This window comes from Streptomyces sp. NPDC052396 (assembly GCF_044593195.1).
Classification (GTDB): Bacteria; Actinomycetota; Actinomycetes; order Streptomycetales; family Streptomycetaceae; genus Streptomyces.
Genome location: NZ_JBIUAW010000005.1, coordinates 126,879 through 140,614, shown reverse-complemented (window position 1 = coordinate 140,614; position 13,736 = coordinate 126,879). Strand labels below are relative to the sequence as shown.

Annotated in this window: 10 protein-coding genes, 3 tRNA genes and 1 pseudogene; 7 read left to right on the top strand and 7 right to left on the bottom strand. The window is 72.5% G+C overall.

Features of this window, described 5'->3' with window-relative positions; all coding sequences use genetic code 11:
* Window positions 1–46: 46 nt before the first annotated feature.
* Both ACIHFE_RS14520 and ACIHFE_RS14515 read right to left on the bottom strand, forming a co-directional pair.
* The gene (locus ACIHFE_RS14520; protein WP_400106293.1) at window positions 47–3,943 is read right to left on the bottom strand and encodes a PAS domain-containing protein; all 3,897 of its coding nucleotides are present in this window, start codon (window positions 3,941–3,943) and stop codon (window positions 47–49) included.
* Window positions 3,944–4,142: 199 nt separating this feature from the next.
* Complete coding sequence (locus ACIHFE_RS14515; protein ID WP_400106291.1) at window positions 4,143–4,577, bottom strand: SSI family serine proteinase inhibitor; 435 nt, start codon at window positions 4,575–4,577, stop codon at window positions 4,143–4,145.
* Window positions 4,578–4,791: 214 nt separating this feature from the next.
* On the opposite strand from ACIHFE_RS14515, the gene ACIHFE_RS14510 reads away from it, so the two are divergent.
* The 6 genes and pseudogenes from ACIHFE_RS14510 to ACIHFE_RS14485 all read left to right on the top strand — a co-directional run bounded on the left by ACIHFE_RS14510 (window position 4,792) and on the right by ACIHFE_RS14485 (window position 8,331).
* Window positions 4,792–4,882, top strand: a tRNA-Ser gene (locus tag ACIHFE_RS14510).
* Between the two features lie 193 nt (window positions 4,883–5,075).
* Window positions 5,076–5,148 (top strand) — tRNA-Arg (locus tag ACIHFE_RS14505).
* Window positions 5,149–5,196: 48 nt separating this feature from the next.
* A tRNA-Met gene (locus ACIHFE_RS14500) sits at window positions 5,197–5,270 on the top strand.
* 175 nt (window positions 5,271–5,445) lie between these two features.
* Window positions 5,446–5,748 (top strand): annotated as a pseudogene (locus ACIHFE_RS14495) (winged helix-turn-helix domain-containing protein); the annotation flags it as partial.
* Window positions 5,749–5,846: 98 nt separating this feature from the next.
* A complete protein-coding gene (locus ACIHFE_RS14490) occupies window positions 5,847–7,352 on the top strand; it encodes an MFS transporter (RefSeq protein ID WP_400106289.1) in 1,506 nt (501 codons plus the stop codon).
* Between the two features lie 184 nt (window positions 7,353–7,536).
* Window positions 7,537–8,331, top strand: a complete 795-nt coding sequence (locus ACIHFE_RS14485; protein ID WP_400106286.1) for a TetR/AcrR family transcriptional regulator — start codon at window positions 7,537–7,539, stop codon at window positions 8,329–8,331.
* A gap of 169 nt (window positions 8,332–8,500) precedes the next feature.
* On the opposite strand, the gene ACIHFE_RS14480 is transcribed toward ACIHFE_RS14485, so the two are convergent.
* Together ACIHFE_RS14480 and ACIHFE_RS14475 are read right to left on the bottom strand one after the other, a co-directional pair.
* Complete coding sequence (locus ACIHFE_RS14480; RefSeq protein WP_400106284.1) at window positions 8,501–10,129, bottom strand: MDR family MFS transporter; 1,629 nt, start codon at window positions 10,127–10,129, stop codon at window positions 8,501–8,503.
* Window positions 10,130–10,154: 25 nt separating this feature from the next.
* A complete protein-coding gene (locus tag ACIHFE_RS14475) occupies window positions 10,155–10,640 on the bottom strand; it encodes a MarR family winged helix-turn-helix transcriptional regulator (RefSeq protein WP_400106282.1) in 486 nt (161 codons plus the stop codon).
* A 167-nt stretch (window positions 10,641–10,807) separates the two neighbouring features.
* Between ACIHFE_RS14475 and ACIHFE_RS14470 the strand changes: the two genes are divergently transcribed.
* Window positions 10,808–11,023 (top strand): hypothetical protein, encoded by a 216-nt coding sequence (locus tag ACIHFE_RS14470; protein ID WP_400106280.1) that lies wholly within the window; start codon window positions 10,808–10,810, stop codon window positions 11,021–11,023.
* A gap of 40 nt (window positions 11,024–11,063) precedes the next feature.
* On the opposite strand, the gene ACIHFE_RS14465 is transcribed toward ACIHFE_RS14470, so the two are convergent.
* The 3 genes from ACIHFE_RS14465 to ACIHFE_RS14455 all read right to left on the bottom strand — a co-directional run bounded on the left by ACIHFE_RS14465 (window position 11,064) and on the right by ACIHFE_RS14455 (window position 13,736).
* Entirely contained in the window at window positions 11,064–11,741 is a 678-nt protein-coding gene (locus ACIHFE_RS14465) for a hypothetical protein (RefSeq protein WP_400106278.1), read from the bottom strand.
* A gap of 52 nt (window positions 11,742–11,793) precedes the next feature.
* On the bottom strand, window positions 11,794–12,627 hold the full coding sequence (locus ACIHFE_RS14460; RefSeq protein WP_400106276.1) for an RNA polymerase sigma factor SigF: 834 nt from the start codon (window positions 12,625–12,627) through the stop codon (window positions 11,794–11,796).
* A 191-nt stretch (window positions 12,628–12,818) separates the two neighbouring features.
* The gene (locus tag ACIHFE_RS14455; RefSeq protein ID WP_400106274.1) at window positions 12,819–13,736 is read right to left on the bottom strand and encodes an RNA polymerase sigma factor SigF; all 918 of its coding nucleotides are present in this window, start codon (window positions 13,734–13,736) and stop codon (window positions 12,819–12,821) included.

Genomic DNA, 13,736 nt, shown 5'->3' with positions numbered 1-13,736 from the left:
ACCAGGCGCCGACCCGCTTCCGGGTCAGCCCTGGAGCAGCCCTGGATCAGCCGGCGTCGGCGCCGATCTTGCCCAGCAGGTCCACGATCCGGCCCTGAACCTCGGCGCTGGTGGACCGCTCGGCCAGGAACAGCACCGTCTCCCCGGAAGCCAGCCCCGGCAGCTGGGCCGGGTCGATACCGGCCGAGGTGTAGACGACCAGCGGTGTCCGGCTGAGCATGCCGTTGCCGCGCAGCCAGTCGATGATCCCGGCCCGCCGGCGGCGCACCTGCATCAGGTCCATCACCACCAGGTTGGGGCGGATCTGCCCGGCCAGGGTGACCGCCTCGCTGTCGGTGGCGGCACAGGCAACCTGGATCCCGCGCCGCTCCAGGGTGGCGGTCAGCGCGTTGGCGATCGGCTCATGCTCCTCGATCAGCAGCACCCGGGCAGGGTGCATCTCGCTGTCCCGGGGGGCCAGCGCCTTGAGCAGCACGGCCGGGTCGGCGCCATAGGCGGCCTCCCGGGTGGCCTGGCCCAGGCCCGCCGTCACCAGCACCGGCACCTCATTGGCCACCGCCGCCTGACGCAGCGACTGGAGCGCGGTACGGGTGATCGGGCCGGTCAGCGGGTCGACGAACAACGCCGCCGGGTAGGCCGAGATCTGCGCGTCCACCTCCTCACGGGAGTGCACGATCACCGGGCGGTAGCCGCGGGTGGTGAGCGCCTGCTCGGTGGAGGCGTCCGGCGCGGGCCACACCAGCAGCCGGCGCGGGTTGTCCAGCGGCTCGGGCGGCAGCTCGTCGTCCACCGGCGGGCGGGGGGCCGCCGGCCTGGTGACGGTGCCGGGCTCGGTGCCGCCCAGGATCTCCACCGCGCCGTTCGGCCCGTCCAGCGGTTCCGGGCCCTCGGCGCCCTCGTCGGGCGCGCCGATGGCGAAGGCACGGCCTTCGGGTGCGGGTGCGGGTGCCGGGGCCGGGGCCGGGCGCGGGGCGGTCTTGGCCTCGCGTTCGCCCTCCGCCGGATTGGCGAGCTTGCGCCGCCGGCCCGAGCCGACGCCGGTGCCGCCGGGCGGGGTGGCATCGGCGGCCATGGCGAACGGGGCGCCCTGCCCCAGGGTGCGCACACTGATCGGCCGTGCGGTGGCCTCGGGCTTGGCCTGCTGGCCGCCGCCCGGCTCCTCGGCCAGCGGCCGGCGCGCCCGGCGACGGCCGGAGGGCGCGGAGTCGGCGGCGGTGCCGGGTACGGCCGGGGCGCCGTCGGTGGCGGGAGGGCCCGCCGGGACCGGGTGGCTCGCCGGGACCGGGTGGCCCGCCGCCCCCGAACCACCGTCATCGCTCCGCCCGCGATGGGCGCCGGACGCCTTGCCGTTCTCGGGCGCGTCGGGACCCGCGGACACGGCCGGAGCGCCGTGCTCGGCGGCGCCGGGGTACCCGCCCGGCGCGGCGGAGTCACCGGGAGCCGCCGGGGGCTTTGGACCGTCCTGCGCGGCAGGGGCGTTGAGCGTCCGGGTTCCGGCGAGCGGCTTGGCATCACCGGCTCGGGCGGGGCCGTCGGGGCCGGCGTATGCCGCCGGTCCCTCATGAGCGGCCGGACTTCCGGACGCGGCCGAACCATGGTGCGCGGCAGGAGCGTTGTGCGCGGCCGGGCCATGGTGCTTGGCGGGGCCGGTGGCCAAGGGGTCCGCGTACGCCGCCGGCCCTTCATGGACGGCCGGATCCCCCTGAGCGGACGGCCGGTCGTGGGCGGCCGAACCGCCGCCTGCGGCAGGGGCGTTGGGTGCGGCCGGGCCGGCCGGCGCGGCCCCGTCGATGGGTACGGCCTGGCCGGCGGGGGCAGCCGGGCCACCCGCCGTGGGCGCGGCGCCGTCCCCGGGAGCGCCCGGCCTGCCACCGCTCCCCTCGGCCCCGTCCGGGGCGGGACCGCCGTTGCCGGCGCGGGCCGGCTGGGCGGGGACCGCCGGGTCGGGTGCGGGAGGCAGGGCGAAGGCCGGTCGCCCGGCCTCCGGTCCGGGCCCCGGCCGGGCGGCGGCGGGCCGTTCGGCGTCCGCCTGGACCGGGATCGGGAGTTCGGGGGCCTCGGCGACCGCGCGCCGGGCGCGCCGGCCGGAGGGCGCGGCGACCGGCTCCGCGGCGCCGCCGTCACCCGGGGCGCGGTCGGCCGCCGCCGGCGGCAGCGCGAACGCGGCCCGGGGCGCCTCGGGTTCGCTGTTCTCGCGGCGGGCCCGGCGGCCGCCACCCGGCTGCGCGGGCACCCGGCCGGCACCCGTGGACGACTCCTCGGCGGCCGGTGCGCGGCGCCGCCCGGTCGGCTGGGCGGTGGCCGCCTCCGGCCGTTCCGCCTCACCTTCGGCCGGCTCCACGGGGCGCTTGGCGCGCCGTCCGCTGCCCGGCTCGACGGCCGGGGCCTCGGGGGCCCGGGGCGCGGGCATCGGCATTATCGTCGTGCCGCTGCCGATGCTGGGGGGCGACTCGGGGCGGTCCGGCGCGGCGGCCACCGGCCCGGCCGCCGAGCTCAGCGGCACCTCCAGGACGTACGCCTGACCGCCCGCGGCCCCCGGCACCTCATGGGTCTGCAGCACTCCGCCGTGCCGGCGGACCACCCCGCGCACAATCGGCTGGTGCACCGGGTCCCCCCCGGCGTACGGGCCGCGGACCTCGATGCGCACCACCGCGTCCCGCTTGGCGGCGGCCACCACGATGGTGGAGTCGGACGGGGTGCCCCCGGCGGGGGCGTTGCCGGTGGCGTCCACCCCGGCCACATCCGCGATCAGATGGGCGAGGGCCCGGGCGAACCACTCGGGGTCCACCTCGACCTCGAGTTCAGGCGCGTGCACCGCGAACTGGGCGCGGCCCGGCCCGATCAGCTCGACGGCGCCCTCCACACCGGCCGCCACCACCTCGTCCAGCGCGGCCGGCCGGCGCACCAGCTTGCTTTCGCCGGTCTCCAGCTGCTGGTGGGCCAGGACGTTGTCGACCAGCTTGGCCATCCGCCCGTACCCGGCGGCCAGGTGGTGCAGGATCTGGTTGGCCTCCGGCCACAGCTGGCCGGCCGGATCGTCGGCCAGCGAGCCCAGCTCGGCCCGCAGCTCCTTGAGCGGGCCGCGCACCGAGCCGTCCAGCAGGTCCACCAGCTGCTGGTGACGGGCGGCCAGCGCGTCATAGGGGCGGCGGTCGGTGAAGGTCATCACCGCGCCGACCAGCTGGTCGCCGTCGCGCACCGGGGCGGTGGTCAGGTCGACCGGCACCGAGCGGCCGTCCTTGGCCCACAGCACCTGCCCGCGCACCCGGTGCTTGCGCCCGGAGCGCAGGGTGTCGGCGATCGGCGACTCCTCGTACGGGAAGGGCGAGCCGTCCGCGCGGGAGTGGTGGATCAGCGGATGCAGCTCGCGGCCGCCCAGGTCGCTGGCGCGGTAGCCGAGGATCTGCGCGGCGGAGGGGTTGACCAGCACCACCTTGCCGGCGGTGTCCACGCCCACCACGCCCTCGGCCGCGGCGCGCAGGATCATCTCCGTCTGCCGCTGCTGGCGGGCGAGTTCGGCCTCGGTGTCCAGGGTGCCGGTGAGGTCCCGTACGACGATCATCAGCAGCTCGTCGCCGGTGTACCCGGAGTGCGCGTCGGCGTAGGGGGTGCGGCCGTCCTCCAGGTTGGCGCTGGTCACCTCGACCGGGAACTCGGTGCCGTCGGTGCGGCGGGCGATCATCCGGGTGGGCCTGGTGCGCCCGGCGTTCTTCTCCTCCTCCGGCAGCCGCATGGAACCGGGGATGCGGCGGGAGTCGAAGGAGGGCAGCAGGTCCAGCAGTCCGCGCCCGACCAGGCCGGTGCCCGGCACCTCGAAGGTTCCCAGCGCGATGTGGTTGGCGTTGACGACCGTGCCGTTGCAGTTGACCAGCAACAGCGCGTCCGGAAGGGCGTCGAGTATGGCTGCGAGGCGAGCAGCGCCTCGGGATGGCCTGCTGCTCACTGCGACGCATCCTCCCTGGTTACCGCACGTGCCACCGCCGGGCCGGTGCCCCAGCGACCGGCTGGGGGACTGCCGCCGTCCCGCGGCGTGTTGTCGGAGGGAAGTCTACGGGCTGCGGAGTCCGGTGCGACGGCGGATGAGGGGTGTGCGGGACCTGCCGCGTGTCGGCCGGGTCGCGGTCACCGGCTGTCCGGGCCGGTCAGCGCGAACTGCCCAGCAGGTGCGAGAACTTGTTCCAGCGGGCGATCTCGCAGCCGTTGAGCCGGTTGAAATCGGCGTTGACCCGGCGCCCGGCCCAGACGCCGGTGACATGGGCGCGCTGCGGCCCGCCGTAGATCATCGTGCAGTCGCTGCCGGCCGGCACCGGGGCGAACGGGTCGGTGCCCCACCGGGTCTGCTGGTCCAGCTGGCGGCAGGCCGCGGCGGGATCGGGCAGGGTGCCGCCGGCGGGGTGGCAGTAGAGGTCGTAGCTGCCGTCGTGGCTGGTGTCCTTGAGGGTGACCGTGAGGTGGTCCATCGCCTCGGGCGCCGGCAGCGGGACCGGGGCGGCGGTGGCCGCGGCCGGCAGTACCGCGGGGGCCAGCAGGGCGGGGGCCAGGGCGAGGGTGCCGAGCAGCAGACGGCGCAGGGGCATCGGGGCTCCAGAACGAGGGACGGGCAGAAGTGGTGCGGGGGCGGCCGAGGGTCGGGCCTCGCACCTCTAACGCGCCGGGCCCGCGCGCGTTGCGTGCTCCGGAAGTGCTTTGCCCCATGGGTGCGACGCCCGGTACCGTAGAGTGCGATTGGTGGCGAGCCAGCAGGCTGTGTCATCATCTGCAACGCAACACCCGCGCTCGCGCGGGTGTGCTGGAGGCGTCGCCTAGTCCGGTCTATGGCGCCGCACTGCTAATGCGGTTTCGGCTTTAAAGCTGATCGAGGGTTCAAATCCCTCCGCCTCCGCAGCCGGAAGAGCCCCGGTCGTCCTGGACGACCGGGGCTCTTGTCGTAGGGCCGGCAGGGGGTCGCGGTAGCGCGCTGTATGGCGTTTTCGCAGGTCAATCGGGGTGCGCTTAACGGATTTCGTCTCTCGGCGGGGTTCATGTAATGTTGTTCCCGCAACGCCGACCGGCCGGGAAAACGGCCGGGAAGCCAAGCGCTCGTAGCTTAACGGATAGAGCACTTGACTACGGATCAAGAGGTTGCAGGTTCGAATCCTGCCGAGCGCACAGCCGAGAGGCTGGGACCAGGAAACTGGTTTCGGTGGTCTCGACCGTCGCGGGGTGGAGCAGCTCGGTAGCTCGCTGGGCTCATAACCCAGAGGTCGCAGGTTCAAATCCTGTCCCCGCTACTGAAGCCCAGGGCCCGGTACTCAAAGTGCCGGGCCCTGGGTGTTTTTCCTGCCCGCCGCTCCTGCCCGCCGCCGGGATGTCACCGTTTTCTCAGCCGATTCCAAGACGGCGGAAAGACCCCTCTCACCGGCCGCCGCCAGGCTGTGGCGCATGACCCTTACAGCTACTGACGCGCGGGTGCTGGTCGTGGGGGATCTGGTGCTCGACGAGGAGAGCCGCGAGTGTTCCCGGGGCGGTGTTCCGGTCCGGCTCACCGGTACCGAGTTCGCGCTGCTGCGCTTTCTGATGCGCAACCCGGGCCGGGTGCTCGGCAAGGCGCAGATCCTGGAACGGGTGTGGGACCACGGCTTCTGCCCGGGAGCCCGGGCCAATGTGGTCGAGCTCTATATCTCCTATCTGCGGAAGAAGATCGACGCCGGACGCCCGCCGATGATCCACACCAGGCGTGGGGTGGGGTATCTGCTGAAGCCCGCCTGACGGCCGCCTGAGGCTCGCCGAAAATCTCTTGTACGCCGTATGGCGAGGCTTGTACGGTGTACGACGCCCACTGCTCGTACACCGTACAAGGAGTTTTCATGTCGGCGTCCACCGCCGCTGCCGTCGCCCCGCCGCAACGTCATGCCGCGCGCTGGGTGATCCTCGGTGCGATCTGCCTGGCGCAGCTCACCGTCCTGCTGGACAACACCGTGCTCACTGTGGCGATCCCCTCCCTCACCCGGGAGATGGGCGCCGCGACCTCCGACATCCAGTGGATGATCAACGCCTATTCGCTGGTGCAGTCGGGTCTGCTGCTGACGGCCGGGAACGCCGCCGACCGTTATGGGCGCAAGAAGATGCTGGCCACCGGGCTGGTGCTGTTCGGGCTCGGCTCGCTGGCCGCGGCCCTGTCGCAGACCACCGGTGAACTGATCGCCGTCCGGGCCGGGATGGGCGTCGGCGGCGCGCTGCTGATGACCACCACCCTCGCCGTGGTGATGCAGGTCTTCGACGCCGAGGAGCGCACCAAGGCCATTGGCATCTGGGGTGCGGTGGCCTCGCTGGGCTTCGCGGCCGGGCCGCTGATCGGCGGTGCGCTGCTGGCCCGCTTCTGGTGGGGCTCGATCTTCCTGGTCAACCTGCCGGTGGCGGCGCTGGCCCTGGTGGCGGTGGTCCGGCTGGTGCCGGAGTCCAAGAACCCGGCCGGGGAACGGCCCGATGTGGTGGGCGCGGTGCTCTCCACCATCGGCATGACCGGTGTGGTCTTCGCCATCATCAACGGCCCCCAGCACGGCTGGACCTCGGGCTGGGTGCTGGTCTCGGCGCCCATCGGCCTGGTGGTGCTGGCGCTGTTCGCCCTGTGGGAGCGCCGCGTTCCGTATCCCATGCTGGATATGCACTTCTTCGGTGACCGGCGCTTTGTGGGCGCGGTGACCGGGGGCATCCTGGTGGCCTTCGGGCTGGGCGGCTCCATCTTCCTGCTCACCCAGCATCTGCAACTGGTGCTCGGCTACGGGCCGTTGGCCACCGGTCTGCGGATGACGCCGCTGGCGCTGATGGTGGTGGTGCTCAACCTCACCGGTGTCGGCGCCCGGCTGCTGGGCAAGGTCGGCACCCCGGTGAGCATCGCCCTGGGCATGGGGCTGCTGGCCGCCGGCCTGGCCGCGGTGGCGGTGCTGGGAGCGCACCACTACCCGGGGATGTGCTTCGGCCTGGTCCTGATGGGCACCGGCCTGGCCCTCGCCTCCCCCGCCATGGCCACCGCCATCATGTCCGCGATCCCGCCGGAGAAGGCGGGCGTGGGGGCCGGAGTCAACGGCACCCTGGCGGAGTTCGGCAACGGCCTGGGCGTGGCCGTGCTGGGCGCGGTGCTCAACTCCCGCTTCGCCGCGCTGCTCCCGGCCGTGGCGGCCGGTGCGGCCTCGCTGCCCGATGCGCTGGGCCGGGCCCACGGTGGCGCCCAACGCGCCGAGGTGTCCCATGCCTTCGCCTCCGGGGTGCACACCGCACAACTGGTGGGCGCGGCGGCGGTGCTGGCCGGCGGCCTGCTGGCGGCGGTGCTGCTGCGCCGGGCCGAGCGGACCGACGCCAAGCAGGCCGCCTAGCGAGGGCCGGCGGCTCCTGGCGCGGGTCGCATGGGTGCGGCTGCCCGCGTGAGAGCCGCCGCTCGCGGGCCGGCCGTCACTTCGGTGCCGGAGGCAGCCGGCCGGGCGGCAGGGCCGGGGCCGGCGGGCAGGCCCTAGCATTCGACTCGTACCACCACCGGCGCAGCCGAGAGGAAAGCCGCATATGGCCACCGGAGGACGCCTCCCACAGACCAGCGTCTGGCTCTCCGAGAAGAAGCCCCGTCAGGCGTCGGGGGCCACCGGAGCCCTGGACCTCGACCGCATCGTCGAGGCCACCATCCGGCTGCTGGACGCCGAGGGGCTGGCCAAGTTCTCCATGCGCCGGCTGGCGGCCGAGCTCAAGGTGACCGCCATGTCCGTCTACTGGTACGTGGACACCAAGGACCACCTGCTGGAACTGGCGCTGGACGCGGTCAGCGGCGGGATGCGGCTGCCGGACGCCTCGGACGAGAGCGCGGACTGGCGCGAGCAGCTGCGCCAGCTGGCCACCGAGTACCGGGACTCGCTGGTCGCCCATCCCTGGGTGACCCAGCTGGTGGCCCGGTATCTCAACCTCGGGCCGTCCGCGCTGGCGCTCTCCAACGCCGCCCTGCTGGTGATGCGGCGCAGCGGCATTCCGGAGGAGAAGCGCAACGGCGCCCTGGCGGCGCTGTTCCAGTTCGTCTACGGCTATGCCGCCATCGAGTCCGTCTACCACGAGAAGTGCCGGGCGGCGGGGATGAGCCAGGACGAGTACTTCGCCAGTGTGGTGGAGGTCTTCTCCCGCCAGTTGCAGGGCCCGGACGCCTATGACGAGGTGGCCCGGGCGGTGGACCAGCAGGACGGGGTGTCCGTCGAGGAGATGCGCCGCAGGGACTTCTCGGTCGCCATGGAGACGGTCATCGCCGGTATCGAGGCGCTGCGCGACCGGGCGCCGGAGCCGGCGGAGCAGGACCGGCCCGGCCGGAAAGCGGAGTAGAACCGGCCCGGCCGGAAAAGCAGCCGGCCCCGGCGATCGTGCCGGCCGTCCCTTGCCGGTGTGCGAATCGCCGGGGCCGCGGTGCCGGGAACCGTATCCATGCCGTTCGGGTTCCCGGGCCGCCGGCGGGGCGGAGGTCCGCTCGAAAACGCCCCGCCGACGGGGTCGGTCAGCCCGCCTGGGCGGCGGGCTCGGTGGCCGGTTCGGCCTCGGTGGACGCCGGGGAACCGTGGTGCCGGGACTTCAGGGCGACCTCCTTGATGAACAGCGTCAGCAGGAGGGCGGCCAGGGCACAGGGCGCGGCATAGGCGAAGACATCGCCGATGCCATGGCCGTAGGAGGACTCCATGATCGTCCGCAGCGGGGCGGGCAGCTGCGACGGGTCGGGGATGTCACCGCCGCCGGCACCGTGCCTGGCCAGCGCCGCGCCCTGCGGGCCCAGCGCGGTCAGGCCGTCCACCACATAGTCCTTGACCTTGGTGCCCAGCACCGCGCCCAGCGCCGAGACGCCCACCGCACCGCCCAGGGTGCGGAAGAAGGTGACCACCGAGCTGGCCGCGCCCAGGTCCTGGGGGGCCACCTGGTTCTGGGCGGCCAGCACCAGGTTCTGCATCATCATGCCCATGCCCATGCCCATCAGCGCCATATAGCAGGCCAGCTGCCAGTACGGGGTGTCCGCCCGCATGGTGCCGAGCAGGCCCAGGCCGCCGGTGAGCAGCACGCCACCGGCGACCAGCCAGCCCTTCCAGCGGCCGGTCTTGGTGATGATCTGGCCGGAGACGGTGGAGGAGAGGAACAGCCCGGTGATCATCGGGATGGTCATCACGCCCGACATGGTGGGGGTCTTGCCCCGCGCCAGCTGGAAGTACTGGGAGAAGAAGACCGTGCCGGAGAACATGGCGACGCCGACGAAGAGGCTGGCGGCGGAGGACAGCGCGATGGTCTTGTTGCGGAACAGCCGCAGCGGAATGATCGGTTCGGCGGCCTTGGACTCGACCAGGACGAAGATGGCGCCCAGCACCACCGAGCCGCTCACCATCACCGCGGTCTGCCAGGAGAGCCAGTCGTAGTTCTTGCCCGCCAGGGTGACCCAGATCAGCAGCAGGGTCGCGGCGGCGGAGATGAAGAAGGCGCCCAGCCAGTCGACCTTGACGTCCCGCTTGACGGTCGGCAGGTGCAGGGTGCGCTGCAGCACGATCAGCGCGATCACCGCGAAGGGCACACCGACGTAGAAGCACCAGCGCCAGCCCAGCCAGCTGGTGTCGGTGATGACGCCGCCGAGCAGCGGACCGCCCACGGTCGCCACGGCGTAGGTGGCGCCGAGATAGCCGCTGTAGCGGCCACGCTCCCGCGGCGTGATCATCGCGGCCATCACGATCTGGGCCAGCGCCGACAGACCGCCCACGCCGATGCCCTGTACCACCCGGCAGGCGATCAGCATGCCGGTGTTCTGCGACAGGCCGGCCACCACCGAACCGCTGACATAGATCACCAGCGACGCCTGGACCAGCAGCTTCTTGCTGAACAGGTCGGAGAGCTTGCCCCACAGCGGGGTGGTCGCGGTCATTGACAGCAGGGCCGCGGTGACCGTCCAGGTGTAGGCGGACTGGCTGCCATGCAGATCGTGCATGATCTTCGGCAGCGCGTTGGAGACGATGGTGGACGACAGGATCGCCACAAACATGCCCAGCAGCAGCCCGGACAGGGCGCGCATGATCTGGGCGTGGGTCATCGGGGCGGCGGCGCCCTGGGGTTCGGTGTGGCTGTCCCGCACACCTGGCGGTGTGGTCTTGGCCATGGGTTTCCTCTCCTGGTGAGGGTGGTTACGCGGGTGTACGGGTGAGGGTGGGATCGGCCGCCCAGGGCTGTGGCCCGCGCGGCCGGCATTCGCCGAAGCCCTCGCGGAGCCGGGCGAGCAGCCCGATGACACGGGCCACATCGTCGTTCGACCAGTCGTGCAGACAGCCGGCCAGCGCCTCGGCATAGCGGGCCGAGACCTGGTCCAGCAGCGCCTCTCCGCTGGGGGTGATGCGCAGCAGCCGGGACCGCTTGTCCAGCGGGTCGCAATTGCGCTCCAGCCAGCCGCGCTCGGCGGCATGGGCGACATGGCGGCTGGTCACCGACATATCGATCACCATCAGCTCGGCGAGCTTGCTCATCCGCAGCTCGCCGTACTGCTTGAGCAGCGACAGCACGATGGCGGAGGTGGGCGAGCACTCCGGGGGGAGGGTCCGGCTGAGGCCGCGCTTGATCACGCCGATGGCGCCGAGCTGCCGGGAGAGCTCCTGGTACTGCTCGAAGGCGGCCATGGATCCTCCAGATAGGTTGCTTAGGGCAACCATAGGAAAGTTTGGTTGCTGAAGGCAAGTGAAATGGCGCCACGGGCAGTAAAGGGATGGCCAAGGATTCACTCGGGTGGGGTCAAGCCGGGCCCGGCCGCGCGGGCCGCCGCCGCTCTTCGCTAGGGTCCTGACCCATGGCCAACCCCCATCAGCAGAGCCCCGAGGGCAACTACGACCCGGCGGGCAGCACCCAGATGTTCCGCGCCTTCGTCGACGAGGGCGCACCCGGCAGCCGGGCCTCCGCGCCGGCCGCCCCGGCCCGCTCCGGCGGCCCGAAGACCGGAGTGATCGTCGGCGTGATCGTCGCGCTGGTGGCGGTCGCTGCGGTGGCCTGGCTGGCGCTGGGCTGATCCGGCTCCCCGGACTTCGGTTCCACCCGTTCTATGGACTTCAGTTCCACTGGACCCATACGTCCCGGGTCTCCAGATGGGCGTCCGGCGGCACTCGCCGGGCGTCCACACACACCCGCCAGCCCTGTTTCCTGACCCGCCCCGGGCCGATCGGCACCGGCAGCGGCCGGGTGGCCGGCAGGGCCGCCAGCTCCGCGCCGCCCGCCGCGATCACATGGGCGCCGAAGATCACGGTGCCCTGGGCCACCGGCGCGGGTCCGGCGTTGGCGAACACCAGTGACACCTGCTCGCACCATCGCGGCCCGCCCGGCGCCCGGCGCGGCTCGGTGACGGTCAGGGCCGCGCTCGCGGCCGGCCGGGGCGCGGCCGACGGGGAGGACGGCGGGCGGGGAGACGGCCGGCGGGGGGCCGTGGGTGCGGTGCGAACCGCCGCGCTCGGGCCCGGTGCGGCGCCTGGGCCGGGCAGCGAAAGATGAATCCGGCCGCCACCACGCCCGGTGGGGCGGGCGGTCGGCGGGGGCGTGGCTGCGGTGTCCGGGGCAGGCAGCGGGAAGAGCCTTACCCCGCCGGTGGGCGGTACCGGCCCGGTGGGCCCGGCATCCCCCAGCAGCACCCGGCTCTCCGGCTCGCCACTGCCGCACCCCGTGGCGACAAGGCCCAGACAGAGCGCGGCAGTTGACACCAGTGCCGGTATCCGGTGATGCGTCCTCGGTCGCATCACCCCAGTGTGGCTGACGGACCGTCAGCGGCCTAGGGGTCTGCCGAGTGGCTCAGTCGGCGATCAGCCCCTCCCGGAGCTGGGACAGTGTCCGGGTCAGCAGCCGGGAGACATGCATCTGGGAGATGCCCACCTCCTCGCCGATCTGCGACTGCGTCATATTGGCGAAGAACCTCAGCATGATGATCTGCCGCTCCCGGGGCGGCAGTTTGGCCAGCAGCGGCTTGAGCGACTCCCGGTACTCCACGCCCTCCAGCGCCGAGTCCTCATAGCCCAGCCGGTCGGCCAGCGAGCCCTCGCCGCCGTCGTCCTCCGGGGAGGGGGAGTCCAGCGAACTGGCCGTGTAGGCGTTGCCCACCGCGAGCCCGTCGACCACATCCTCCTCGGAGACCCCCAGACACAGGGCCAGTTCCGGGACGGTGGGCGAGCGGTCCAGCTTCTGGGCCAGTTCATCGCTGGCCTTGGTCAGCGCCAGCCGCAGCTCCTGCAGCCGGCGCGGCACCCGCACCGACCAACTGGTGTCCCGGAAAAAGCGTTTGATCTCACCCACCACGGTGGGCATGGCGAACGTCGGGAATTCCACGCCCCGTTCGCAGTCGAACCGGTCGATCGCCTTGATCAGGCCGATGGTGCCGACCTGGACGATGTCCTCCATCGGTTCGTTGCGGCTGCGGAACCGGGCCGCGGCATAGCGCACAAGGGGGAGGTTGAGCTCGATGAGGGTGTCGCGGACATATGTGCGCTCGGCGCTGTCCCGTTCCAGCGTCGCCAGACGCAGGAAGAGGGTGCGGGAGAGGGTGCGGGTGTCGATGGCTTCGCAGTCGTCGAGCACGGCTGGCGGTGCGTCATTGGCGAGCACCTTAGCGCTGCCCAGGTCTACGGACATGCCACCCCCTTGAGGTCGCGGACGGATCACAGCAACCCCCTCCGGCGAGAGGGGTTCAGCCTCCACCTGAATACCGGAGGCTGCGCTGTGGCAAACGCAGTTCCTGCAGAATGTCACATGTCGGCAACACGCTGTAGCGTCAAGTCGACATATCTGCCGCATGACATCGCAGTGGGGGTCCCCCGTGAGGGTTAGGCGTCGATTCGATTTGCGGAGCGCAGTCTGGCGAAGCTTCGGGAGAGCAGCCGGGACACATGCATCTGGGAGACCCCCAGCTCCGCGCTGATCTGCGACTGGGTCAGATTGCTGTAGTAGCGCAGCAGCAGAATGCGCTGTTCCCGCTCCGGCAGTTGGACCAGCAGATGCCGTACCAGGTCCCGGTGCTCCACCCCGGCCAGCGCCGGATCCTCGTAGCCGAGCCGGTCCAGCAGGCCGGGCAGCCCGTCACCCTCCTGGGCCGCCTCCAGCGAGGTGGCGTGGTAGGAGCGGCCGGCCTCGATGCAGGCCAGCACCTCGTCCTCGCCGATCTTCAGCCGCTCGGCGATCTCCGCCGTGGTGGGGGACCGGCCGTGCAGCACGGTCAGGTCCTCGGTGGCGCCGTTGACCTGCACCCACAGCTCATGCAGTCGGCGCGGGACATGCACGGTGCGCACGTTGTCCCGGAAGTAGCGCTTGATCTCACCGACCACGGTGGGCATGGCGAAGGTGGGGAACTGCACCCCCCGGTCCGGGTCGAAGCGGTCGATGGCGTTGATCAGGCCGATGGTGCCGACCTGGATCACGTCCTCCATGGGCTCGTTGCGGCTGCGAAAGCGCGCCGCCGCGTACCGCACCAGCGGCAGATTGGCCTCGATCAGCGCGGCGCGCACGCGGGCGTGCTCCGGAGTGCCGGGCTCCAGGGTGGCGAACTCCTTGAAGAGCACCTGGGTCAGTGCCCTGGCGTCCGCTCCCCGGCTCTCCCGGGGCCGGGAGCCCTCGGCGTACTCCGGTGCGCCGGTCTCCTCGGGGGTGGCCGCCGGATCGCCCGGCCCGGCCGGCTCGGTCGTCGGCCCGGTCGGCTCGGGGCGGCGTGGCGGGACTTCGGGCGCTGTTCGGGCCGGCACGGTCAC